Below are 24,210 nucleotides of genomic sequence, written 5' to 3'. Positions count from 1 at the left end.
AACGCTCTCCTCATTTATAATTGCTCGCGGTGAATCACCCTGAACTCCTTGGGTGACATGCCAAACCGGGAACGGAATACACGGTGAAAATACGTGTAGTTTGCAAAGCCGGACGATTCAGCGGCTTGTTCCAGTGACAAAGGGCTGAAAATGATTCGCTCCCTCGCCATGTTGAGCCTGATGTCCAGCGTATACTGCATAATGCTGGTATCGAATGTTTCCTTGAATAGATGTACTGCCCGCGATACGCTGATCCCGACATGTGAAGACACGTCATCCAGTTTGAAGTTGGAGGACGCATTTTCCTCAATATAATTTTTAATTTGATAAGCGAGATAGTTATGATGTGTTGCAATAGGATGCTCGGAAAGCATACGGTCGAACTCCAAACACAAGATGCGTATGTAATAGCTTGAAATTTCCGGGTAAGGATTGGAAATACGACGCTGCCCCATCACAAGCTGGCGGAATGGGCCGAGCAGGGCTTCTGTGAGCTGAACCTTGATCCGGTTAGGCCGTTTGTGGTGATTCCACCATTCATCTACCCAGGAGCCACCGAAAAAGATGTGATAATCCCCGCTTTCCACGATCTGCTCACCCATGGAATTCAACTCACTGTGAATATCCAGCTCATAGGGCTCGGTAGGATTGAACAGCAACAGATCGCCTGCCTCAATTCGCGTCATTTTCCCATTAATGCGGGCCTGGCAGCGTCCCTCTGTTTGCAGACGAAACAAATAATTTTTAATCCCGTCAGGCTGGTTCGAATAAAAGGGCTTACGATGGAAGGAATAGCCTGCGGTAAGAACCTGACAAGACTCGACGATAGACATAGGATAACTCCTTTGGGCAATTAGCTGTTTCAAATATTGACCAGATTGTTCATGTTTTAATCATATTATTCATTTTAAACGAAAGCGAAATAGAATACCATGTGAACTGTAAAGCTTACATGTTATATAACAAAGCACATGTTAGAAGCCAAGGAGTGTGATGACGTGGGACGAATGAAGGCCGGGATCATCGGTTGCGGTAACATTAGTTCGACATATCTTGAAAATCTGAGAAACAGTCCGCTTATTGAAGTGGTAGCTGTCGCTGACCTGCTGGAGGAAAGGGCCAGGGCGAGGGCTGATGAGTTCAACATTGAAAACGTATACAAAGTGGATGAGTTGCTGCGCCAGCCTGAGATTGAGCTTGTATTTAATCTGACTGTGCCTGGCAGCCATGCACTGACGGATGTGGCCATACTGGAGGCAGGCAAGCATGTGTACAGTGAAAAGCCTTTGGCGGTTTCATTGGAGGAAGGCAAGCGTGTTTTAGAGCTGTCCCAAGCTAAAAATCTACGAGTCGGCTGTGCTCCGGATACCTTTCTCGGTGCTGGCATGCAGACGGCACGCCATGCCATACAGACGGGAATGATTGGTCAGCCAGTAGCTGCTACGGCCTTTTTAATGGGGAGGGGCCCGGAGTGGTGGCACGAAAATCCGGAATTTTTTTACGCGGCTGGAGGTGGGCCGATGTTTGACATGGGTCCTTACTATTTAACCTCGCTGATCCATTTGCTTGGACCCATTCGGCGGATCAGCGGCTCCGTAGGGATTCAGATCCCGGAACGTTATATACATTCCGGTCCCAAAAGCGGTACGCCACTGCAAGTGGAGACACCAACGCACCTGGCCGGGACCCTGGATTTTCATAATGGAGCTATCGCAACGCTAATCACCAGCTTTGATATTCAGGGAGCTTCCGAACTGCCGCGAATTGAAATTTACGGAACAAAAGGGACTTTGAACTTACCTGATCCGAACTTTTTTAACGGGGATGTCAAGCTTCGTCAACCTGAAGGGGAGAATACAGAGTTGTTGAAGCCCCTTTTTGAATGTGGGAAAAATGAGCGTGGAATAGGTGCATGCGAGATGGTAAGGGCTATTCGTGGTAACAAGAAGCATCGTGCCAATGCTGAATTAGCCTACCATGTGCTGGAAGCTATGCATGCTTTTCAACGCTCCTCATTGGAAGGAAGACATATCACTTTGGAAAGCACATATGAGCCGGACGAGGAGTTGTACGACGGAGCAGATCTAACGGTAAACCCATCCAAATAGAAGAGGTGAAGGGAAATGGCTGAAGTAGGATTGCAATTGTACAGCGTAAGGGAAGATCTTGAACAGGATTTTGAAGCTACATTGCGCAAGGTCGCTGAGCTTGGCTATAAAGGGGTGGAATTCCATACCTTTTTCGGGCGCAGTGCCAAGGATGTCAAAGCGCTTTTGGATGAATTGAAACTGGAAGTTGTCGGAACTCACGTGCCATATACTCGCTTGCTGGATCATTTGGATGAGGAGATTGCTTATCACAAAGAATTAGGCAATAAGTACCTGATCGTTCCTTATTTAACCGAAGAACAGCGCCAATGGGATGATCTTTTTGCCAATCTGATTCGGATTGGTCAAAAGGTGAAGGAACAGGGCCTGATTTTGGCTTACCATAATCATGATTTTGAATTGACGGAGAAAATAAGTAATCGTCCAGTATTTGATGCTATATATGATGCGGTTTCCGCGGATTTGTTACAGGTCGAAATGGATACTTGTTGGGTATACTATGGAGGCTATGATCCAGTGGAATACATCGGACGTTATCGTGGACGCTTGCCTATCATTCATTTAAAGGATATGGCACGTGACGAACAGCAAAAAGCAATTACTGTAGAGCTTGGTCAAGGAGAAGTACAGCTTCATGCCATTGCAGACGCTGCTATTCAGGCCGGTGTCGATTGGATCGTCGTCGAACAGGATTTTTGCTCAAATCCTCCAATCGAAAGCATTGAAGCTAGCTTGAAATGGCTCCAACAATACGCAGCCCGGGGAGGGAATATTCATGTCTAAAACACTCAAAATCGGAATTATTGGTTGTGGAGGCATTGCGAACGGCAAGCATTTGCCGAGTCTTGCCAAGCAAAAGCGGGCAGAGATCGTCGCTTTCTGCGACATTATTCCGGAGCGCGCTGAGGAAGCAGCAGCAAAGTTTGGGGCCGAAGGCTCCCAAGTGTATAGTGATTACCGAAAGCTGCTTGAAAATAAAGATATTGAAGTCGTACATGTATGTACACCCAATGACTCGCACTCGGAAATTACGGTCGCCGCGCTTGAGGCGGGCAAGCATGTTCTATGTGAAAAGCCGATGGCCAAAACAGCCGAGCAGGCACGGGAAATGCTCACTGCGGCAAAACGGACCGGTAAAAAACTGTCGATTGCGTATCAAAACCGTTATCGCGATGATAGCTTGTATTTAAAGCAATTAGTCGAGCAGGGAGAGCTTGGCGAAATTTATCTGGGCAAAGCTATAGCTTTGCGTAGACGGGCGGTTCCGACATGGGGAGTGTTTCTGGATGAAGAGAAGCAGGGCGGTGGCCCCCTTATCGATATTGGAACGCATGCACTCGATCTAACCCTTTGGCTGATGGATAATTACAAGCCAAAAAGTGTAATGGGCTCAATCTTCCATAAACTGGGGAACCGTGAAAATGCAGCGAATGCCTTTGGACCTTGGAATCCTAAGGAATTTAAGGTGGAGGATTCTGCTTTTGGTTTGATTACGATGCAAAATGGAGCAACGATTATACTGGAATCCAGTTGGGCATTAAACGTTGTCGAATTTGGTGAAGCCAAGACGCTGTTATGCGGAACAGAAGGCGGAGCCGATATGCAGGACGGATTGCGTATTAACGGGGAGAAAAATAGTCGCTTGTTTGATACGAAAATAGATCTGAATGCGGGTGGTGTGGACTTCTACTCCGGAGAATCGGAAAATGAGGCGGACCGCGAAGCCCGTTTGTGGATTGAGACGATTTTGGATGACAAAGAGCCGCTTGTTAAACCGGAGCAAGCGCTGGTGGTTACTGAAATTTTGGAAGCTATATATGAATCGGCACGCACGGGGAAAGCCGTTTATTTTGATTAAACCCGCAAATATCCCGCATAAACCATCATAATAATAAAAGACGCTTTTTTCACATATGATACAGGGAGGGATTTCATTTGAAACTTGGTGTATTTATGGTGTTGTTCGGGGGACGTTCACTGGAGGAGGCGCTGGATTATGTAGCTTCCCAAGGGCTAAATGCTGTAGAAATCGGTACAGGTGGCAACCCGGGAGATAAGCACTGCAAGCCGGATGAACTGCTGGACAATGAAACGGCGCTTAAAGACTTCAAAAAAGCAGTAGAGTCCCGGGGACTCATGATTAGTGCGCTTAGCTGTCATGGCAACCCTCTTCACCCGCAAAAACACTTGGCCCAGGCTGATCATGAAACATTTCTTAAAACCGTTCGACTCGCGGAGAAGCTGGAAGTTCCTGTTGTGAACACATTTTCCGGCTGTCCGGGCGATCATGAAGACGCAAAGTATCCCAACTGGCCTGTGGCTCCGTGGCCTAATGATTTTCAGGAAGTGCTGAAATGGCAATGGGAGAATAAAATCATTCCTTATTGGAGTGAGGCCGGGAAATTTGCTTCAGATCATCATGTCAAAATTGGACTGGAGCTGCACGGCGGCTTCTCCGTTCATACACCAGCGACCTTGCTTCGTCTGCGTGAAGCCGCTGGAGAGGTCATTGGTGCGAATCTTGATCCGAGCCATATGTGGTGGCAGGGCATTGATCCGGTGCAGGCGGTCCAGATTTTGGGGCGAGCGGGAGCCATTCACCATTTTCATGCAAAGGATACGACGATTGACCCGATCAATGTGAACAAATATGGTCTTACCGATATGCAGGAATACACAAAAATGCTGGATCGCGCATGGCAATTCCGTACTGTGGGCTATGGGCATGATGTTAAGACATGGGCGGATATCATCAGTGCTCTCCGGCTGGTAGGCTATGACTATGTGGTGAGTATTGAGCATGAAGATGGTTTGATGTCCGTCGAAGAAGGCTTTACGAAGGCAGTTCATAATCTCCGTCAGGTGCTTATTGAAGAACCGTTGACCGAGATGTGGTGGGTCTAACCTAGTAGGGGGAAATGTTGATGATTAATGTGACCATTTGGAATGAATTTCTGAATGAGAAGCTGAATGATGCAGCAAAGCAGGTCTATCCTGACGGGATTCACAAAGCATTGGCAGACGGCTTGGCCGGTGAGGAATTTGTTATTCGAACAGCTACTTTGCGTGATGATGCGGAGCATGGCTTGGGAGAAGACGTCCTGAATGCCACAGATGTGCTGCTGTGGTGGGGGCACAAAGCCCACGATCAGGTAAGTGATGAAGTGGCAGCTCGTGTTGTAAAACGAGTACTGGAAGGAATGGGCTTCATCGTCCTGCATTCAGGCCACTTTTCCAAGCCGTTCAAAGCTCTCATGGGCACAAGTTGTGATCTGAAATGGAGAGTTGCAGGTGAACAGGAGATAATCTGGTCCGTCAATCCCTCACACCCCATTACGGAAGGAATAGACGCTAAAATAGTGTTGGCGCACGAAGAGATGTATGGCGAATTCTTTGATATTCCCACGCCGGATGAACTGGTGTTTGTGAGTAATTTCGAAGGTGGTGAGGTATTCAGAACCGGCTGCACCTTCCGCCGGGGGAGTGGTAAAGTATTTTATTTTCGCCCAGGCCATGAAACATATCCGACTTATTATCAGCCTGATATTTTGAAGGTCATTGCCAACAGCATCCGCTGGGCTTGCCCGTCAGGTATCGTTAACCCAATATATGGCAGGGGTGAGCCTGTAAGACCTCTCCATGGAGTGGTAGTATAATCACACGCATTATGTCTCGACAAGCTCTTGAATAAACCAAAAGACAGGCGGAATCCCAAGAGATTCGGCCTGTTTTTGCTTTGAGGATTTCATCATATACCAGTTGCTTATGTTGTAGTATAATCAGCTGTGGCCATGGAAACTTTATCGAAGCAGGTATTAATTTAAGAAGAAAGTGTTTTCTTCTGGGATAAAGTGTGCTAAAATGATATATACTAACAAAAGGAAAGCTTTATCAAACCGAAATGCAAAAGAAGGTGAAAAATTTGGAGGGTCAACCGCAAGTTACAAAAATGTGTCCGCGTTTTGAAACCGCCTTTTCTTGTTTGGGAAAGCGCTGGAACGGATTGATTATTCAATCCATGATGAGCGGCCCCAAGCGGTTTAAGGATATTTCCAATCTGATTCCCACAATGAGTGACAAAATGTTATCAGAACGGATGAAGGATCTGGAAAATGAAGGAATTCTTACACGCCATGTATACCCGGAAACCCCTGTCCGCATTGAATACGAGCTTACATCCAAAGGCCGCGCACTTCAGCCGGTCATGGAGCAGATTCAATTTTGGGCTGAGGAATGGATCAGATGAGCAGCAAACTAAATGAGTGTTTGTTATAGCAACCACCGCCTTTTTCTAGAAAAAAGGCGGTTTTTTATAGTCAATATAGATAGACACTTAATAGCTCTTGGCACGTCCAGCAACCGAAAATATTCCGATTGCTGTGCGGCGCGGGATACGGGTCTGAATATCCAGTGCAGCCATACGGAATGTACCCATACAGGAATGGCACAGTCTGCCTGTATAAATGGGGGCTCGGCAGGATTCGCAAGGATAATCAAGCTGGCTGTATGTGGAGGGAAACTTGCCTGCTCTTATCCAGTCTATGAGCAAATCCATAGGTGTTCCGGTGGCATCACTAAGCTGGCGAGTGTGCGCAGCAGGGTGCTTCCACAAGTAGTTCGAACAGCGGTCGAGGAATACATTTTCTTCGTGAATACAAGTATTACATAGGTTTCTAAGATTTTGACGGAAAACAGATCCGCATTTTGGGCAATTAGCAGTATGTATATCCATAGAAACCAGTCCTTTTTATCGAGATGGAATAAATTTTTCGGAAATTATTAGTTACATATTACTATGACTTTATGCCTATATCAATCATTATTTAAGTATGGCTGTTTTTTAATTGTATGCAGAAATCTTTATTGACATAACCATATTACTTATGTATTATCACTTACATAAAGTTACCGGATGAAAAAAATAAATAAATCAATGATAAGGGGATTTTTATATGGTACCGGCTTTATTTTTGGCCCATGGTTCACCAATGCTTGCGATTGAACAGACAGAATATACTGCTTTTTTGAAACAATTAGGGAAGAGCATTCGCCCCAAGGCTGTCGTTATTTTTACTGCCCATTGGGAGACGCAGACCTTGACCATCAGCTCAATGGATGGCGTATACGATACAATTTATGATTTTGGCGGTTTTCCGCCGGAGCTGTATGCGGTGAAATATCCTGCACATGGTTCGACGGAACTAGCAAATAAGCTGAAGGAATTATATGAGCAAAAGGGCATGGATGTACAAACGGAACAGATGAGGGGAATGGATCATGGGTCATGGACACTATTGCATCGTATGTACCCCGAGGCGGATATCCCGGTCGTCCAGATTTCTGTAAATCCGTATCTTTCACCTAAAGCACAGTATGCCGTTGGGGAAGTGCTGCGCGGACTGGGAGAAGAGGATATTTTGGTCATTGGCAGTGGTGTGACGGTCCATAATCTGCGCATCGTCAAATGGGGAGAAACGAAAACAGAGCCTTGGGCTATTGATTTTGACGACTGGATTATAGAAAAGGTGCAAAACCGCGATATTGAAGCTTTGGACCGCTACGAAAGCGAAGCGCCGTATGCCCGTCAGGCAGTACCGAGAGCAGAGCACTTTGTGCCGTTGTTTATTGCGATGGGAAGCGGAAATCCGGCGAACAAAGCTAAAGTAATCCACAGAAGTTATGAGATGGGGAATTTAAGTTATCTGTGCTTTCAGTTCTAAAAATGAGTTGGATCAAGAGGGTTCCACGGTTAGTTGCTATTTGGGGAGTATAAAAAAATAAAATAAGGGAGTGTTTTATAACCGGCATGGCATAGAACACTCCTGTTTGGATTCGAAAAAATATAATTAAATCCGGCAAATCTCACGTGGACACAGTTCGCAATGACAGACGTTCTGCAGCATTTCCAAATCCTTGACAACAATCATCCCATTTTCATATTCAACTGCATTTTTCTTACGCAGATCGCTTAGCATCCGGTTTACGCTTTCACGGGTGGCACCGATCATATTGGAAAGGTCCGTATGAGTGATTTTTTTATGAATCAGAATACGATCACCGTGGGGCTCACCATATGTGTTGCACAATCGGATCAGGGTCGAGCAGAGAGCACCGGGCTTACCATACATCATCAGATCGCGGAACTTGGTCTGAGTAATGCGGTGATGCGAGCCCATCCATTTCATAAAGTCAATGGCAAAATCACAATGCTGGCAAATAAGCAGCTCCAAGTCTGTATGATCAATGACACCAATATCACTGTCCTCCAGCACTTCAGCAGAAAAGGAATGTTTGGTGCCGAAAAATGGGTCAGCCTGACCCACAAGATCGCCGCTTTGATACATATATAGAATAAGTTCCTTACCCTCATCCGTTGTTTTCGTTACTTTCACGCGTCCGCGTTTGATATAAAACAGCTTATCCGCTGTGTCTCCTTCCCAGAACAGGTGCGAACTTTCAGGCATGACCCGATCCTTCATAATCACTTGGAGCCGGTTGAAGCTGGCCTCCGAGAAGCAACAGGTATTACCGTGAGCTTCCATTACGTTTGCAGGGTTTCTCATCGTCCATTTCCCCTTTGTTTCCTATGTTATTTTTATCTGCAACTTGATCAATTCAAATTTATTATATACCTGTGCAATGTGTTTTTGGAGCAAGAAGAGGGGAGAAAAGTGGCAGATTTGCAAACTTTGTGATTAAATTCACTACAAAAATAAAATTTTAAATAGATTGTGAAAAAAATCACAAAATATCTTGAGAAGCTGTGATACGATTAGTTCGTAAACAAGAGATAATATACAAGATAACAGGAGGATGAGGGAAATGGCTGTTAAAAATGAGGTTATCCAAAAAGAGCAAAGCGCAGAGCAGTACATTCAAACCTTGATAGATAAGGCGAACCGGGCACAGCAAGCTTTCATGAGCATGAATCAGGAACAGATTGACGAAATCGTACAAGCTATGGCACTTGCAGGGATGGATAAACACATGTACCTGGCGAAGCTCGCTGTTGAGGAAACAGGACGCGGTGTGTATGAAGACAAAATCACTAAAAACATGTTTGCGACAGAATATGTCTATCACAGCATCAAAAATGAAAAAACCGTCGGTGTCATTGAAGATAATGATTTTGACAGTTTTCAAAAGATAGCAGAGCCAGTCGGTATCATTATGGGGATCACTCCCGTGACAAACCCGACTGCAACTACAATGTTCAAAGCGTTGATTGCCATTAAAACACGTAACCCGATCATTTTCGGTTTCCACCCATCCGCTCAATCGTGTAGCGCAGAAGCAGCACGTATCTTGCTTGAAGCAGCCGTTAAACACGGCGCTCCGGCTGATTGTATTCAATGGATCGAAGCACCTTCAATGGATAAGACCAATTCACTTATGAATCACCCGGATGTGGCACTGATTCTGGCAACAGGCGGATCAGGCATGGTTAAGGCGGCATATAGCTGTGGTAAACCTGCTCTGGGCGTTGGTCCTGGTAACGTGCCTTGCTTTATAGAAAAGACAGCGGACCTCAAACAAGCTGTGAATGATCTGATCCTCTCAAAATCTTTTGATAATGGTATGATCTGTGCTTCCGAGCAAGCAGTCATTATCGAAGAACCAATCTTTGAACAAGTGAAAAAGCTGATGATCGCTAACGGTTGCTACTTTGTGAATAAAGAAGAAGCAGCCAAGCTTACTCAAGGGGCTATGAATGTAGAGAAATGTGCAGTAAATCCAGCCATCGTAGGACAGTCTGCTGTGAAAATTGCCGAAATGAGCGGTATTACTGTCCCTGCCGGTACCAAAATTCTGGTCGCTGAGATTGAAGGGGTAGGAACCAAATACCCATTGTCAGCGGAAAAATTGAGTCCGGTATTGGCTTGCTATAAAGTAAAAAATGCTGAACAAGGTATTCAACGTGCGGCTGAAGTCGTAGAGTTTGGAGGCATGGGCCACTCGTCCGCTATACACTCGAACAATGAGGACGTAATCGCACGGTTCGCAAACCGTTTGCAAACAGGCCGTATCATTGTAAATGCACCTTCCACACATGGTGCGATCGGTGACATTTATAACACCAACCTTCCATCGTTGACACTCGGTTGCGGTTCGTACGGACGTAACTCGACTTCGTCGAACGTATCGGCAGTCAATCTGATTAACGTGAAAAGGGTGGCGAAACGGACGGTGAATATGCAATGGTTCAAAGTACCTTCTAAAATTTATTTCGAGAAAAATTCGACTCAATACCTGGCTAAAATGCCTGATATCACACGTGTCGCTATTATCACAGACCCTATGATGGTGAAACTTGGTTATGTGGATCGGGTTATTCATTATTTGCATCAACGCCAAACACCGGTAGCAATCGAAGTCTTCTCTGAAGTGGAGCCAGATCCATCGACAGTGACGGTAGAGCGTGGTACAGAAATGATGAGACGTTTCCAACCGGATTGCATCATCGCACTGGGCGGCGGTTCTCCAATGGATGCGGCCAAAGGCATGTGGCTGTTCTATGAATATCCAGATACAGATTTCGACAACCTGAAGCAAAAATTCATGGATATCCGCAAACGGATTTACAAATATCCGCGCCTGGGCCAAAAAGCGCAATTTGTAGCTATTCCTACAACCTCGGGTACAGGTTCGGAAGTTACTTCTTTTGCGGTAATCACAGACAAAAACCTGGGCAACACGAAATATCCGCTGGCTGACTATGAGCTGACTCCTGATGTGGCAATTATTGACCCTGTGTTTGTATATTCGCTGCCTAAAACGGCTGTAGCCGATACAGGCATGGATGTTCTGACCCATGCTATCGAGGCTTATGTGTCTGTAATGGCAAATGACTACACAGACGGTCTGGCCATTAAAGCCATTCAACTGGTATTCCAATACCTGGAGAAATCGGCTCTGACTGCTGATAAGCTTGCCCGTGAAAAAATGCACAATGCTTCCACGCTTGCAGGGATGGCGTTTGCCAACGCATTCTTGGGCATTAACCATAGTCTTGCACACAAATGGGGCGGACAATACCATACAGCACATGGCCGCACGAATGCGATCTTGCTGCCGCACGTCATCCGCTATAATGCGAAAAAACCGACAAAATTCGCTTCGTTCCCTAAATATTCGAACTTTGTTGCGGATGAGCGTTATGCAGAGATTGCTCGCATACTCGGATTGCCTGCACGTACTACCGAAGAAGGGGTTAACAGCCTGATCGAAGCCATTCGTAAGATGAACAAAACACTCGGTATCGAGGAATCGTTCCAACAACTCGGTTTTGATCCGAAGGATTTCGAAGCACGTGTAGACTATTTGGCTGACCGCGCTTTTGAAGACCAATGTACAACTGCGAATCCGAAGCTGCCGCTGGTTACTGAATTGGCTGATGTATACCGCAATGCCTTCTACGGACGTTTTGACCAATAATATATAGGTATGAAGAGGCTTGTAACAAGCATTTTCCCGTTTAATACCAATACAGGCTCTCTATAATAGAGGGCCTGTTGGCTTGGGAAGGGAGGTGAGTGACAAGGTTAAAGGAATCAGGCGGGAGCAAAGGAAAAATAAAGTGATGAAAATCACTCATATTGTGATTTATATCACATACTACACTCTATCATTATTCTACAATAAGGGTGTAAGAAAGGTCCCGACACTGAGCGAAGGCATCGGTGAAAAGGCCGGACTCAAGAGATTTAACCATAGTGAAAAGAATCACAAGTCCGGAAGATCAAACAAATTGGAGGGATTTACATGTCGGTGATTGAGAGAGAATTACAAGAGCAACAATCTGGCTGGAGAGGTTTTAAAAAAGGCAAATGGACTAAAGAAGTCAACGTCAACGATTTTATTCAAACCAATATTTCGCCTTATGTTGGCAGTGAAGAGTTCCTGGTAGGCCCTACTGCCAACACAACTGCACTGTGGGAAATTGTATCCGATCTTACTAAAAAAGAGCTGGCAAACGGCGGCGTACTTGATGTAGACGTGAATACGCCATCTACTATTACTTCACATAAACCGGGTTATCTGGACCGGGATAAAGAACAAATTGTTGGTGTACAAACAGATGCACCGTTCAAGCGTTCCTTGCAACCGTTTGGCGGAATTCGGATGATGATTGACGCATGTAAAGCTTATGGCTTTGAAGTGCCTGAAAGCATTATCGATATTTTCACACATATCCGCAAAACGCACAACCAAGGTGTATTCGACGCTTATACAGATGAAATGAAAGCAGCTCGTAAAGCAGGTATTATTACTGGTTTGCCAGATGCATATGGCCGTGGCCGCATTATTGGTGACTACCGTCGTGTAGCTTTGTATGGAGCAGATTTCTTGATCCAAGATAAAAAGCTTCAATTGAAGAGCCTTGAAGTTGACGCGATGGAAGAGGATATAATTCGTCTTCGCGAAGAAATTTCCGAACAAATTCGTGCTCTGAACGAATTGAAACAAATGGCTGCCGATCATGGCTTTGATATTTCAAAACCAGCCAGCAATGCGAAGGAAGCTTTCCAATGGGTATATTTTGGCTATCTAGCAGCAATCAAAGAGCAAAATGGTGCAGCGATGTCCCTTGGACGTGTATCTTCATTCCTTGATGCTTATACTCAACGTGATCTTGAAGAAGGCACGCTGACAGAAGAACAAGCTCAGGAACTGGTCGACCATTTTGTTATGAAACTGCGTATTGTTAAGTTCCTGCGTACACCTGACTATAACCAACTGTTTAGTGGAGACCCAACTTGGGTAACAGAATCAATTGGTGGTATGTCTGTTACTGGAGAAACTCGTGTTACCAAAAACAGCTTCCGCTTCTTGCACACTCTGTACAACTTGGGACCTGCTCCAGAGCCTAACCTGACTGTACTGTGGTCGGAAAAGCTGCCTGAAGGCTTCAAGAAATATTGTGCAAAAGTCTCGATTGAAACCAGCTCCATTCAATATGAAAATGACGATTTGATGCGCCCAATCTATGGCGATGATTATGGTATTGCATGTTGTGTATCTGCAATGAAAATCGGTAAACAAATGCAATTCTTTGGTGCTCGCGCCAACTTGGCTAAAGCCCTGCTGTATGCGATTAACGGTGGTAAGGATGAGAAATCCGGCGTACAAGTAGGACCTGAGTTCCCGGCAATTACAAGCGAAGTGCTGGATTATGAAGAAGTGTTGAGCCGCTTCAAACCTATGATGGAATGGCTGGCAAAACTGTACATGAACACTTTGAATGTAATCCACTACATGCATGATAAATACAGCTACGAACGCATTGAAATGGCGCTGCATGACCGTGATATTATTCGTACCATGGCTTGTGGTATTGCGGGTCTGTCCGTTGCTACTGACTCCCTGAGTGCGATTAAATATGCAAAAGTAAAACCAATCCGTAATGAAAAAGGAATTGCCGTTGACTTTGAAATCGAAGGCGAATATCCTTGCTACGGTAATAACGATGATCGGGTAGATACCATCGCAGTAGAACTGGTAGAGACTTTCATGAGCATGATTCGCAAGCACAAAGCTTACCGGAATGCGATTCCTACTCAATCTGTATTGACTATTACTTCCAACGTAGTGTACGGTAAGAAAACAGGTACAACACCGGATGGACGTAAAGCAGGCGAACCGTTTGCACCAGGTGCGAACCCAATGCACGGTCGTGACAAAAAAGGTGCTTTGGCTTCTCTCAGTTCTGTAGCTAAGCTGCCTTACGAACATAGCCTGGACGGTATTTCGAATACCTTCTCGATCGTGCCTAAAGCACTGGGCAAAGAAGAAGAAACACGTAAAACCAACCTTGTGTCCATGATGGACGGCTACTTTGGAAGCCATGCGCATCATTTGAACGTCAATGTGTTTGCTCGTGAGCAACTGCTGGATGCAATGGAACATCCGGAAAATTATCCACAGCTTACGATTCGTGTATCTGGTTATGCCGTTAACTTTATCAAGCTGACTCGTGAGCAACAGCTGGATGTTATTAACCGTACTTTCCACGGTACAATGTAATTCGCTAAACCTATCATAATAATACAATGACGCACGCATAGCGGATGCGGGAAGGATGATGCAACATGTTGAAAGGCCACATACACTCATTGGAAACCTTCGGGACCGTCGATGGTCCCGGCATCCGCTTCGTGCTCTTTATGCAAGGATGCTTGTTGAAATGCCAATATTGCCACAACCCTGATACTTGGGCTTTGAATGAAGGCCATCCGATGACACTGGAGGAAGTATTGGCTGAAATAGAACCGTATTTGGCCTACTACCGGTCTTCAGGAGGCGGATTGACTGTATCTGGTGGAGAACCGACATTGCAGGCTCATTTTGTAGCAGAGCTGTTCAAAGAAGTGAAGCGTCGCTGGAATTTGCACACCACGCTGGACAGTAACGGCTTTAATGATGCAGGGCGTATCCAAGAGCTGCTGAACGTTACGGACTTGGTGCTGCTGGATATTAAGCATATTGATAATGACAAGCATATTAAGCTAACAGGCAAGTCCAATGACCGTATGCTGAATACGGCGCGCTGGTTGTCTGAACAAGGGCGCAAAATGTGGATTAGACACGTATTTGTACCAGGCATTCATGATGACGAGCAGGATTTATTAAATTTGGGTAGGTTTATCGGTACGTTGAACGGGGTCGAAAAGTTCGAAATTCTACCTTATCACCAAATGGGTGTATACAAATGGGAAATGCTCGGCAAGGCATATCCGCTGGAAGGGGTTCCGTCTCCAACGGAAGAAGAAGTTCAACGTGCTTACCGCCTCATTGAAGAGGGGCGTCTGGAGACTGCAGGGAAGAATACTGTCTGTTACCCGTCATAATGAAGATGGCTTCAAAGCTACTTGTTTATACAGCCGCCGCTACATCAAATCAGATGGGCGGCGGTTTTTTTTGTTGGTTTTTTGCAGTTCCAGGAGGAAGTTTCCTTTTTTTATTTCCGGCAAAAATACCCAGCAACTTTTTGATTACTGCCGCGTCTAATAGTATGACTTTTTACGGGAATGATAATAATTTGGGATAGAAGGAGACAGACAATGAATTTCAAGAAGTGGACCATGCTCACCGCGCTTGCGGTTGCACAGGTGGCAGCAGTAGCCCCTGTAGGAGCAGAAGCAGCAACAACAACCGTTCAATCTACCGATTCGGTTAACACACAGCAGGCTCAGACCAATGCTGCAGAATCCGGCGTTCAAAATAGCATCGGAGGTCAAGATAACACGGGTATACCAAACGGCACAGGAACACCTGATAGCAAAGGTACAACCAGTGATCCATTGTCTAACTTGCCTACAGATACTACTAATGGATCAAACGTATCCAGTGATGTATATGGAGGAGACGGAACGATCACCAATCCTGGTGGCTCTCCATCATCCGGAAATGCAAATCAATTAATTTTATATTTAAACAGTGCAAAAATGGAACAAAACGGACAGGTGTACATTGCGACTCAGCCAATGACAGTCAAGAACGGGGTTTCCTATGTAGCTATTCGTTCGCTTGTCAGCCGCGTCGGATTACAATTTAGTTATGACACTGTGACGAAAGAAACCGTAATTACCCAAGGAACAAATATGCTGCGTTTTAAGACTGACAGCAAGGTTTATACGGTTAACGGTGAAGCTAGACAAATGAAGGGGCCGGCTTTCCAGCAAAAGAACGTATTTATGGTGCCGCTGACTTCTATTACACAAGCCTTAAATATTCCTTATACTGTGAATAATACAACCAAACAGGTTATTTTGGATTTGAATCAGAAGCCTAAAGCTTCCTTCACGGTTCAGCAAAAAGATATCTACGCGGGCGAAACCCAAGTGACATATTTGACAAAGGAATCTTCTCCCACAGGTCTTCCGATTGTGAATCAACGCTGGGAAGGGAAGCAGGACGTTTTTAAGGAGCCGGGTACATATGTAGTTACCTATTCTGTTCTTGACTCCGCAGGTAACTGGAGTGATCCATACTCAGTTACGATTACGGTAAAACCACCGAATCAGCCGCCAGTGGCTCTGTTTACAACAGATAAAAAAGAATATAAGATGGGTGAAAAAATCACGATCACGGATCTGAGTACCGATGATGAAAATGCGATTACCAAGCGTGATTGGGTAAACAAGAAACTGGCGTTTTTTGAGCCAGGTGATGTGACCATCACATTGACCGTCACTGATAAACATGGTGCAACAGGTACTGTAAGCGAAACGATTAAAATTACCAATGAACTGCTCTACAGTGAAGATGATTTCAACAAAATCTTCACGCCTTACGGTGATAAATATAGTGTAGACGGCAGTCAGGTGCCTGCCATGGCTACCATTCCAGTGACCAGTACGTCTTCACCACGTCTTCTGATCCGTGCCAACAGTCCGGAACGGGTATTCCAGGATGGCATTGTTTATCAAGAAACGGGCTCAGGCAGCACACGCATACTCGTCCATCATGTGAATGAAACGGGCAGAGATGTGAAAATGTATGTTATTGCAACCAACAATAATATTACGCCAGCCAATATTAATGTCGAAAACTCCGGTTTTGCCGGACCGTCCGAGTTTGCGACGGCTGCAGGTAAAACTTCGATTCAGCGATACTTTCAATCCATGCTGGATGGAAGCAAGCGTTCCAGCACCGTTCTGAACCCAGGCGAGAGCCGCGTTATTTTACAGGATTTGAACGCGCAAAAAATTAAGCAAAAACAGGTCATTTCTCTCTTATCCGATTTGTATACGGATCAACCAATTCAATACACAGTAATTGTCCTGGATGCCAATGCAGATCCCTTAGTCGCGCTGCCTACTTTGGCCAAGCTGCCTAAGGACGGCATTCATAACCGTGGAACGTACGCTAATTCGGATGTGACGCTTCAATATACGGAAGAAGTTGGAAAAACAGCTCAGCGTATCGTTCTTGGCGATAATAAAGTAGACCCGAACTTGCTTGGTACAGACGGTCTGGACGGCTCTGCTGCCTCCAATGCCGGTAACTTTGGCGTCGTCTATAAAGTTAAACTGGACCATGTTGCACCTTATTCCCTGATTGCGTTCAACCCGCGTGGTGGTGAATATGCCGGTTATGCGATGGTTAACAATCAGATAGTAGGCATCCCGACCAATGGTTCTGTGCAAGCTCCAAATGAAATGAGTGTGCTGTATCGTACAGGCCATATTGAGGAAAGTGTAGAGATGTATTTCACTGCGGCAGCAGGAAGTAACTTGCCGGTTTCCGTAGTTGTTATGCCGTTGCCGCCTATTAAAAACTAATATGAAATAATCGGTCACTTTTCACCGACTAGACCGTTTGGGTCTCATCATTCACCGTTTAAAAGTCAAATATTTTTTGCAGAATAGGCGTTCTCCTGCTGCGGATTTGGTTGCAGTCCTGGAGAACGTCTTTTTCTTACTCATCGGTCCGATTATCTTTTAGGATATTGGTTTAAATCGTGGTATAATAAATAGATGCAAGCCTAAGCCTGCATCAGAAAGCCTGAAACTACAGACAGGGGAGGGTGGAACGCATGCTGACAAAGGATGAGATTATCGCAACCATGTCCGCTCAAGGGCTGCGTATTACAGATCAGCGCAAGACGCTGGCCACGTTGTTTTCCGAGAATGAAGGATATTTGTCTCCCAAAGACGTTTATGAATATATGGGTAAAAAATACAGAGGGCTTAGCTTTGATACGGTCTATCGTAATCTGCGTGTCATGCAGGAATTGGGCGTGCTGGAGCAGGTATCTTTTGAAGATGGAATGAAGTTCAAAGTAAGTTGTAATGAGCATCATCATCACCATCATATGATCTGTTTGAGCTGTCAAAAAACATTACCGATTTCCTTTTGTCCAATGCAGATGACGGATACGACGGATCAGTTCCAGATCGTTGAGCATAAATTTGAAATTTTTGGCTATTGCAAAGATTGCCAACAGAAGAATGAGTTTCATGAAAGTCATTCTGATCGTGAATTCAGCCAGACGAGCAGTCATACTCACAGCCACGGGGGCTACTGAAATGAAAATCACGACGCGCAGAGTGGTTCAGGCGCCGATCAAGTTTTATCGTTCCTATATTTCACCGTTAAAGTCAGCTACATGCCGGTTTTATCCAACATGCTCTGCGTACGCGCTGGAGGCGGTAGAAGTACATGGTGCGCTTAAAGGTTCATGGCTGGCCGCCAAGCGTATAGCCAAGTGTCATCCCTTTCATCCGGGTGGGGTAGATTTGGTTCCTCCAGCTCAAGAACGGGGCCAAAAACTTGGTGACGACCATTTGGCGGGCCATTCCGGAAAGGGACTGACTTGACATCGCTGCGTGGGTTTGGTTATATTTTGGTTAATATTGTTTTCCTGTGAAGGGATGAGTAGGGTAAAGCGTCCAGTACAGAGAGCCGGGGTAGCTGTAAACCGGTCTGGAGCAAGCCTGAATATGGTCCTGGAGGAACCTTTTTCGAGCGTATTTGCCGTCGGTTCATGGTGAACATTGGCGCAGTCGTAAGGGAAAGGCGTGATCCAGCGTTAATGGACGGTCCGTTGTGACCGGTGAAGCCTGTAGTCTGCGAAGATACAGGAAATTTGGGTGGTAACGCGTGAGGTGACTCTCGTCCCATAGGGACGGGGGTTTTTTTGTGCCCCAATTTGTGACCCAACCATGAATTGGAGTACCTATCATGGCAGCAGTTCTTATATGGCTGGCTGCGGTGAACAAAAACAGGAGGAATACACATGTCCAATAAGAACACATTTTACATTACGACACCGATCTATTATCCCAGTGACAAGCTCCATATCGGTCATGCTTACACGACAGTAGCGGGAGATGCGATGGCTCGCTACAAGCGGCTGCGTGGCTATGAGGTGCGCTATTTGACAGGCACGGATGAGCATGGTCAAAAGATTGAGCAGAAGGCGAGTGCGGCCGGTAAAACGCCACAAGGTTTTGTCGATGACATCGTGGCAGGAATACAAGAACTGTGGCGGAGGCTCGATATTTCCAATGACGATTTTATCCGTACTACAGAAGAACGTCACAAGACAGTTGTACAGGATATTTTTGACCGTTTGCTGAAGCAAGGCGATATTTACAAGGGAGAATACGAAGGCTGGTACAGTATTCCCGATGAAACATACTATACTGAAACACAATTGGTGGATGTAGTGAAGGACGCTGAAGGCAATGTGACTGGAGGCAAAAGCCCGGATAGCGGACACCCTGTGGAACTGGTCAAGGAAGAGTGCTATTTTTTCCGCATGAGCAAGTATGCTGATCGATTGCTGCAATTTTATGAAGAGAACCCGCAGTTTATTCAGCCGGAATCCCGCAAAAAAGAGATGATTAATAACTTCATCAAGCCGGGGCTGGAAGATTTGGCTGTATCCCGCACGACCTTTGACTGGGGCATTAAAGTCAAGGGTGATCCGAAGCATGTCGTATATGTATGGATCGACGCGCTGTCCAATTATATTACAGCCTTGGGGTACGGCTCCCCTAATACCGAGCTGTACGACAAATTTTGGCCTGCAAATGTGCACATCGTAGGTAAAGAAATTGTACGTTTCCATACGATATATTGGCCGATCATGCTGATGGCACTGGATCTTCCACTGCCCAAAAAGGTGTTTGCACATGGCTGGCTGCTCATGAAAGACGGTAAAATGTCGAAGTCCAAAGGGAATGTCGTAGACCCGGTAACGTTGATTGACCGCTATGGTCTGGACCAGCTTCGCTACTATTTGCTGCGTGAGGTGCCTTTCGGGGCGGATGGAACGTTCACACCGGAAAGTTTTGTGGAGCGAGTGAATTCGGATCTGGCCAATGATCTGGGCAATTTGTTGAACCGCACTGTTGCGATGGTAGACAAATATTTTGCAGGCAAGGTACCCGCTTATGAAGCGAATGTAACAGCATTCGACGAAGCTTTGACAGCCATGGCTGTCTCGACTTACAGCAAAGTAGAAGAAGCGATGGGAAACATGGAGTTCTCCGTGGCTTTGACAGCCATCAGCCAATTTATTAGTCGCAGCAACAAGTATATCGACGAGACACAACCGTGGAATCTGGCTAAGGATGAGAGCAAACGCCGCGAATTGGCATCCGTCATGGTGCATTTGGTAGAAAGCCTGCGGATCGCTTCCATTTTACTGCAGCCGTTCTTAACTCGTGCTCCTCATAAAATATGGGAACAGCTCGGTATCAGTGAAGGCGAGCTGACGACATGGGATAGCGGCAAGCAGTTTGGACGTATTCCAGCAGGGACGCAGCTGGTCAAAGGCAACCCGATCTTCCCGCGTCTGGATTCGGAGCAGGAGGTTGCTTTCATCGTGGAAGCCATGACAGGAGGCAAGAAGCCGGAGAAGGCTGTGGCTCAAGTTCAATCACAGAACGCGCCTGTGGCGGGCCAGGAAGCACCAGAGGCAAAGGAAGAGATTGGCATTGAGGATTTTGCCAAGGTAGAGCTGCGAGTCGCTCAGGTCATTGCCTGTGAGCCGGTGAAGAAGGCTGACAAGTTGTTAAAGCTGCAGCTTGATCTCGGTTATGAGCAGCGCCAGGTTGTGTCGGGCATTGCCAAGTTTTACACGCCTGAGGACATTATTGGACGCAAGGTCATCTGTGTAACCAACCTCAAGCCTGTAAAACTGCGGGGAGAGCTGTCACAAGGTATGATTTTGGCCGCCTCGCAGGGAGATCAGCTTACACTGGCAACCGTACCGGAAGGCATGCCGAATGGTGCGATTGTAAAGTAGAGGCTAATAAGTAGTCATCAGCGTAGGTCTGGGAGGCTTCATGCCCGGCCTGCGCTTTTTGACTTGCATCATATTTTACTTCCTTCTCACGTATGTTTTAGTAAATGGGGGCTTGTTTTGCTTTTGCGTTTATTAAACGGGTAGGAGGATATGAAGATGACCAATGTTAACGCCGGGTTGGCGATTATAGCCGGGCTGGTTTCTTTTTTTTCGCCGTGCTGTTTGCCGCTGTATCCCGCTTATTTATCATATATGACGGGGTTGTCGGCTCGTGAGCTGGAGGAAGGACGGCATAAGGCTGAGGTACGTTACCGTACGGTGGGACATACGCTAGCTTTTGTACTTGGCTTTTCGGTCGTGTTCTATTCGCTTGGTGCAAGCGTCGGGTTGCTTGGAGAATGGTTTGAAAACTACAGGGATACGCTAAGAGTGTTGGCCGGTCTGCTGATTCTGTTCATGGCGCTGGTATCTCTTGGAGTGGTGCGTCCCTTGTTCCTCATGAGAGAGCATAAGCTTCGCTGGACATGGAAGCCTGCCGGATATGCCGGTTCCTTTGTCATCGGAATTGGATTTGCGGCAGGCTGGTCCCCTTGTATTGGTCCCATGTTGACGGCGATCATCGCTTTGGCGGCAGTTGAGCATCATATCTGGTTCAAGCTGATGACAGGCTACGCGTTAGGCTTTGCGATTCCGTTTTTTGCACTCGCTTTGCTGGCAGGCTCAGTCCGTCTGTCCTCTCGTTATACTTCAATCATTATGAAAACAGGTGGCGTATTGCTCGTAATCACTGGCATTTTGCTGGTGACTGACCGTATGACGGAAATAACGCTGTTTTTGCAGCGGATAACTCCGGACTGGCTGCTGGTTATGTGAAATACGCATACGGCTCCATGGAATATATTCAAAAATGCGTTCAAAATCATGTCAATAGCTGTGAGCAAGGAGACTTGCCAATGGACAATGATAACATGTATCATTACATATGTAGATTTAACGCAGGAAATAAAGGCGGTAGCGCCCGTTCAATTACAGAAAAGAGGGAAACAAGTGCCAACGCCAAGCATGGAAGATTATTTGGAGCGCATTTACCAGCTGATTGATGAGAAAGGGTACGCTCGTGTCTCGGATATCGCTGAGGGACTGGAGGTTCATCCTTCGTCCGTTACCAAGATGATCCAGAAGCTGGATAAGGACGATTATCTTGTATATGAGAAGTATCGGGGACTGATTCTGACGCCCAAGGGGAAAAAAGTCGGAAAACGGTTGGTTGACCGTCATCAGCTGCTAGAGCAATTTCTGGATATGATTGGGGTTGACAAGGAGCTGATTTATAAAGACGTGGAAGGTATTGAGCACCATTTAAGCTGGGATTCCATCACCCGCATTGAAACATTGGTCGAATATTTCCGACGGGATGAAGATCGCTTGCGCCAGCTTCATGATATACACAAGGAACTGAGTGGGGATTCCTAAAAAGCATTGTCCGTAAGGACAGATGCTTTTTTTATTGATTCCGACCGCAACAAACATCCGGTTGTTAGCGTCTATCCATTATATAGCAGGACAAGATAGGGGTTAAAATTAACTGGGGTAGCGGAGGATTGTAACAAAATGAATCGGAAAAAAATAGGGCTATTTGCTGCCGGATTGCTTTTGGCGGTGCAGACGGCAATCGTGCCAGGAGTTCAAGCGGCACCCAACAGGGATATTGAAATTATATTGGACGGGAAGTCTCTGCAAAGTGATACGTCACCGTATATTGTACAGGGAGCCGATGTAACGATGGTTCCTTTACGGGTAATCAGTGAGGGATTAGGCGCTCAAGTGAATTGGTCGGAATCATCCGGTGTGGTAACGATAACAGCACAGGACAAAAATATATCGATGGAAAATGGCGGACAAAGCGCAACCGTGAACGGCAAGTCTGTTCGATTGGATGCGTCTGCCCGGATGACGAGCGGGAGAGTCATGGTACCGCTGCGTTTTGTCGGGGAAGCGCTGGGTTTAAAGGTGGACTGGCAGGCAGCAGAGCGAGTCATTATGTTAAGCAGTACCACCTCAAATACGTCTTCATCTGTTAATCCGGAAGGTGGAAGTAAGAGCCAAGGTGCTGGTAACGATGAGCAGGAGATTAGCCCATTGCCGTCCACACCCAAGAACGAGGACAGTTCAAATGCTTCAACCGGAAATGTTGTTCAGGTAAAGGCATCGACGTCTATGCGTGGAGCTTGGATCTCTACGATTAATGGGGATTGGCCTTCTGCGGCTGCCCGAAGCAGTGCCGAGAAGCAAAAACAGGAGTTTACTAAAACGCTCGATGACTTGAAGGGCATGGGCATTAATGCGGTTTTCGTCCAGGTTCGTGCCAGCGGAGATGCGCTCTATCCGTCCAGTCTCGTACCGTGGAGCAAGTATTTGACGAACACCCAAGGTAAGAATCCGGGCTATGACCCTTTACAATTTATGATCAGTGAAGCGCATGAGCGAGGTATGGAATTCCATGCCTGGTTTAACCCGTTCCGTGCTAATTCGACAGGAACAACCAGCGGATTGGCAGCAAACCACGTAGCTATTCAACATCCGGAATGGATTGTTAAAAATGGTAGCCAGTTGTACATCAATCCGGGCATACCAGCTGCTCGTCAGCATGTCATTAAGGCGATTATGGAAGTGGTGAATGGATACGACATTGATGGTGTTCATTTGGACGATTATTTCTATCCTTACAGCGGGACCTTTGATGACGATGCGACGTTCGAGGCATATAACGCCAACAAAATCTCGAATAAGGGCGACTGGCGAAGAGATAACGTGAACAGTTTTGTTCAAGATTTGGGCAAAACCATTCATGCAAGCAAGCCGAAAGTTCAATTCGGGATTAGCCCTTTCGGGGTGTGGCGCAACAAGTCCCAGGACATAACAGGCTCAGATACGAAGGCAGGCGTAACAGCGTACGATACGACGTATGCCGATGTACGGACCTGGATCAACAAAGGCTGGATTGATTATGTAGCACCACAAATTTACTGGAGCATCGGGTTCCCGGCGGCGGGTTATGACAAGCTGGTTGCATGGTGGTCCAATGAGGTCAAAAATACAGATGTTAAATTGTATATCGGTCACTCCCCGTATAAAATCGGTACTCCTGAAAAGGGCTGGCAATCCGCTCAGGAGATCATCAAGCAGCTTGAACTGAATGAAAATTATAAGCAGGTCAAAGGGGATATTTATTTTAGTGCACAGCATTTGCGGAAAAATCCGTATGGACTCATTCAGCTTCTTCAAAATTATTATCAATTATGATATAAATTGGATCAATTAGGTTCTATTTGGGCCTCCGTT

At 46.0% G+C, this 24,210-nt stretch carries 22 protein-coding genes; 19 read left to right on the top strand and 3 right to left on the bottom strand.

Features of this window, described 5'->3' with window-relative positions; translation table 11 throughout:
• Positions 1-14 precede the first annotated feature (14 nt).
• Positions 15-833, bottom strand: a complete 819-nt coding sequence (locus tag JO375_RS09890; RefSeq protein WP_229524310.1) for an AraC family transcriptional regulator — start codon at positions 831-833, stop codon at positions 15-17.
• Positions 834-998: 165 nt separating this feature from the next.
• Between JO375_RS09890 and JO375_RS09885 the strand changes: the two genes are divergently transcribed.
• The 6 genes from JO375_RS09885 (at position 999) to JO375_RS09860 (ending at position 6,354) form a co-directional block, all read left to right on the top strand.
• Positions 999-2,108 (top strand): Gfo/Idh/MocA family protein, encoded by a 1,110-nt coding sequence (locus tag JO375_RS09885; protein ID WP_229524309.1) that lies wholly within the window; start codon positions 999-1,001, stop codon positions 2,106-2,108.
• A 15-nt stretch (positions 2,109-2,123) separates the two neighbouring features.
• Positions 2,124-2,891, top strand: a complete 768-nt coding sequence (locus tag JO375_RS09880; RefSeq protein ID WP_229524308.1) for a sugar phosphate isomerase/epimerase family protein — start codon at positions 2,124-2,126, stop codon at positions 2,889-2,891.
• Positions 2,884-3,966 carry a Gfo/Idh/MocA family protein gene (locus tag JO375_RS09875; RefSeq protein WP_229524307.1) on the top strand — a complete coding sequence of 361 codons (1,083 nt, stop codon included), beginning with the start codon at positions 2,884-2,886 and terminating at the stop codon, positions 3,964-3,966. Before JO375_RS09880 ends, JO375_RS09875 begins: the two co-directional genes overlap by 8 nt.
• A 77-nt stretch (positions 3,967-4,043) precedes the next feature.
• Positions 4,044-5,012, top strand: coding sequence for a sugar phosphate isomerase/epimerase family protein (locus JO375_RS09870; protein ID WP_229524306.1), 969 nt, complete (start codon positions 4,044-4,046; stop codon positions 5,010-5,012).
• Positions 5,013-5,032: 20 nt separating this feature from the next.
• Positions 5,033-5,764, top strand: a complete 732-nt coding sequence (locus tag JO375_RS09865) for a ThuA domain-containing protein (RefSeq protein WP_229524305.1) — start codon at positions 5,033-5,035, stop codon at positions 5,762-5,764.
• A gap of 245 nt (positions 5,765-6,009) precedes the next feature.
• Positions 6,010-6,354: a winged helix-turn-helix transcriptional regulator gene (locus tag JO375_RS09860; RefSeq protein ID WP_229524304.1), complete on the top strand. Its 345-nt coding sequence runs from the start codon at positions 6,010-6,012 to the stop codon at positions 6,352-6,354.
• 87 nt (positions 6,355-6,441) lie between these two features.
• Here the strand turns inward: JO375_RS09860 and JO375_RS09855 are convergent, their stop codons facing one another.
• Positions 6,442-6,720 carry a hypothetical protein gene (locus tag JO375_RS09855; RefSeq protein ID WP_229524303.1) on the bottom strand — a complete coding sequence of 93 codons (279 nt, stop codon included), beginning with the start codon at positions 6,718-6,720 and terminating at the stop codon, positions 6,442-6,444.
• 340 nt (positions 6,721-7,060) lie between these two features.
• Between JO375_RS09855 and JO375_RS09850 the strand changes: the two genes are divergently transcribed.
• On the top strand, positions 7,061-7,828 hold the full coding sequence (locus JO375_RS09850; protein ID WP_229524302.1) for a DODA-type extradiol aromatic ring-opening family dioxygenase: 768 nt from the start codon (positions 7,061-7,063) through the stop codon (positions 7,826-7,828).
• A gap of 126 nt (positions 7,829-7,954) precedes the next feature.
• Here the strand turns inward: JO375_RS09850 and JO375_RS09845 are convergent, their stop codons facing one another.
• The gene (locus JO375_RS09845) at positions 7,955-8,671 is read right to left on the bottom strand and encodes a Crp/Fnr family transcriptional regulator (protein WP_229524301.1); all 717 of its coding nucleotides are present in this window, start codon (positions 8,669-8,671) and stop codon (positions 7,955-7,957) included.
• 259 nt (positions 8,672-8,930) lie between these two features.
• Here JO375_RS09845 and adhE point away from each other — a divergent pair, with 259 nt between their 5' ends.
• The 12 genes from adhE to JO375_RS09785 all read left to right on the top strand — a co-directional run bounded on the left by adhE (position 8,931) and on the right by JO375_RS09785 (position 24,171).
• A complete protein-coding gene (adhE, locus tag JO375_RS09840) occupies positions 8,931-11,543 on the top strand; it encodes a bifunctional acetaldehyde-CoA/alcohol dehydrogenase (protein ID WP_229524300.1) in 2,613 nt (870 codons plus the stop codon).
• Positions 11,544-11,870: 327 nt separating this feature from the next.
• The gene (gene pflB, locus JO375_RS09835) at positions 11,871-14,132 is read left to right on the top strand and encodes a formate C-acetyltransferase (RefSeq protein WP_229524299.1); all 2,262 of its coding nucleotides are present in this window, start codon (positions 11,871-11,873) and stop codon (positions 14,130-14,132) included.
• 65 nt (positions 14,133-14,197) lie between these two features.
• Entirely contained in the window at positions 14,198-14,956 is a 759-nt protein-coding gene (pflA, locus tag JO375_RS09830) for a pyruvate formate-lyase-activating protein (RefSeq protein WP_229524298.1), read from the top strand.
• Positions 14,956-15,156 carry a hypothetical protein gene (locus tag JO375_RS09825; protein ID WP_229524297.1) on the top strand — a complete coding sequence of 67 codons (201 nt, stop codon included), beginning with the start codon at positions 14,956-14,958 and terminating at the stop codon, positions 15,154-15,156. Before pflA ends, JO375_RS09825 begins: the two co-directional genes overlap by 1 nt.
• A 13-nt stretch (positions 15,157-15,169) precedes the next feature.
• Positions 15,170-17,392, top strand: a complete 2,223-nt coding sequence (locus JO375_RS09820) for a copper amine oxidase N-terminal domain-containing protein (protein WP_229524296.1) — start codon at positions 15,170-15,172, stop codon at positions 17,390-17,392.
• A gap of 254 nt (positions 17,393-17,646) precedes the next feature.
• Entirely contained in the window at positions 17,647-18,138 is a 492-nt protein-coding gene (locus tag JO375_RS09815; protein ID WP_229524295.1) for a Fur family transcriptional regulator, read from the top strand.
• Between the two features lies 1 nt (position 18,139).
• Positions 18,140-18,430 (top strand): membrane protein insertion efficiency factor YidD, encoded by a 291-nt coding sequence (gene yidD / locus JO375_RS09810; protein ID WP_229524294.1) that lies wholly within the window; start codon positions 18,140-18,142, stop codon positions 18,428-18,430.
• Positions 18,431-18,849: 419 nt separating this feature from the next.
• Complete coding sequence (metG, locus tag JO375_RS09805) at positions 18,850-20,868, top strand: methionine--tRNA ligase (RefSeq protein WP_229524293.1); 2,019 nt, start codon at positions 18,850-18,852, stop codon at positions 20,866-20,868.
• A 156-nt stretch (positions 20,869-21,024) separates the two neighbouring features.
• Positions 21,025-21,741, top strand: a complete 717-nt coding sequence (locus tag JO375_RS09800; protein ID WP_229524292.1) for a cytochrome c biogenesis CcdA family protein — start codon at positions 21,025-21,027, stop codon at positions 21,739-21,741.
• Positions 21,742-21,758: 17 nt separating this feature from the next.
• Positions 21,759-21,968: a hypothetical protein gene (locus tag JO375_RS09795; RefSeq protein WP_229524800.1), complete on the top strand. Its 210-nt coding sequence runs from the start codon at positions 21,759-21,761 to the stop codon at positions 21,966-21,968.
• Entirely contained in the window at positions 21,916-22,341 is a 426-nt protein-coding gene (gene mntR / locus JO375_RS09790) for a transcriptional regulator MntR (RefSeq protein WP_013310838.1), read from the top strand. The genes JO375_RS09795 and mntR overlap by 53 nt, the downstream gene beginning before the upstream one ends.
• A 138-nt stretch (positions 22,342-22,479) precedes the next feature.
• Positions 22,480-24,171 (top strand): family 10 glycosylhydrolase, encoded by a 1,692-nt coding sequence (locus tag JO375_RS09785; RefSeq protein ID WP_229524291.1) that lies wholly within the window; start codon positions 22,480-22,482, stop codon positions 24,169-24,171.
• Positions 24,172-24,210: the final 39 nt, after the last annotated feature.

The sequence above is a fragment of the Paenibacillus farraposensis genome, from assembly GCF_020736845.1.
Classification (GTDB): Bacteria; Bacillota; Bacilli; order Paenibacillales; family Paenibacillaceae; genus Paenibacillus; species Paenibacillus farraposensis.
Note: the sequence above shows the minus strand (reverse complement) of the source record. Positions and strands in the feature narration are given on the sequence as shown.

Excerpts from the sequence above, each read along its gene's own strand:
- JO375_RS09890 (WP_229524310.1), bottom strand. The coding sequence starts at position 833 with ATGTCTATCGTCGAGTCTTGTCAGGTTCTTACCGCAGGCTATTCCTTC.
- JO375_RS09880 (WP_229524308.1), top strand. The coding sequence starts at position 2,124 with ATGGCTGAAGTAGGATTGCAATTGTACAGCGTAAGGGAAGATCTTGAA.
- JO375_RS09875 (WP_229524307.1), top strand. The coding sequence starts at position 2,884 with ATGTCTAAAACACTCAAAATCGGAATTATTGGTTGTGGAGGCATTGCG.
- JO375_RS09865 (WP_229524305.1), top strand. The coding sequence starts at position 5,033 with ATGATTAATGTGACCATTTGGAATGAATTTCTGAATGAGAAGCTGAAT.
- JO375_RS09860 (WP_229524304.1), top strand. The coding sequence starts at position 6,010 with ATGCAAAAGAAGGTGAAAAATTTGGAGGGTCAACCGCAAGTTACAAAA.
- JO375_RS09850 (WP_229524302.1), top strand. The coding sequence starts at position 7,061 with ATGGTACCGGCTTTATTTTTGGCCCATGGTTCACCAATGCTTGCGATT.
- JO375_RS09845 (WP_229524301.1), bottom strand. The coding sequence starts at position 8,671 with ATGAGAAACCCTGCAAACGTAATGGAAGCTCACGGTAATACCTGTTGC.
- adhE (WP_229524300.1), top strand. The coding sequence starts at position 8,931 with ATGGCTGTTAAAAATGAGGTTATCCAAAAAGAGCAAAGCGCAGAGCAG.
- pflB (WP_229524299.1), top strand. The coding sequence starts at position 11,871 with ATGTCGGTGATTGAGAGAGAATTACAAGAGCAACAATCTGGCTGGAGA.
- pflA (WP_229524298.1), top strand. The coding sequence starts at position 14,198 with ATGTTGAAAGGCCACATACACTCATTGGAAACCTTCGGGACCGTCGAT.
- JO375_RS09825 (WP_229524297.1), top strand. The coding sequence starts at position 14,956 with ATGAAGATGGCTTCAAAGCTACTTGTTTATACAGCCGCCGCTACATCA.
- JO375_RS09820 (WP_229524296.1), top strand. The coding sequence starts at position 15,170 with ATGAATTTCAAGAAGTGGACCATGCTCACCGCGCTTGCGGTTGCACAG.
- JO375_RS09815 (WP_229524295.1), top strand. The coding sequence starts at position 17,647 with ATGCTGACAAAGGATGAGATTATCGCAACCATGTCCGCTCAAGGGCTG.
- yidD (WP_229524294.1), top strand. The coding sequence starts at position 18,140 with ATGAAAATCACGACGCGCAGAGTGGTTCAGGCGCCGATCAAGTTTTAT.
- metG (WP_229524293.1), top strand. The coding sequence starts at position 18,850 with ATGTCCAATAAGAACACATTTTACATTACGACACCGATCTATTATCCC.
- JO375_RS09800 (WP_229524292.1), top strand. The coding sequence starts at position 21,025 with ATGACCAATGTTAACGCCGGGTTGGCGATTATAGCCGGGCTGGTTTCT.
- JO375_RS09795 (WP_229524800.1), top strand. The coding sequence starts at position 21,759 with ATGGAATATATTCAAAAATGCGTTCAAAATCATGTCAATAGCTGTGAG.
- JO375_RS09785 (WP_229524291.1), top strand. The coding sequence starts at position 22,480 with ATGAATCGGAAAAAAATAGGGCTATTTGCTGCCGGATTGCTTTTGGCG.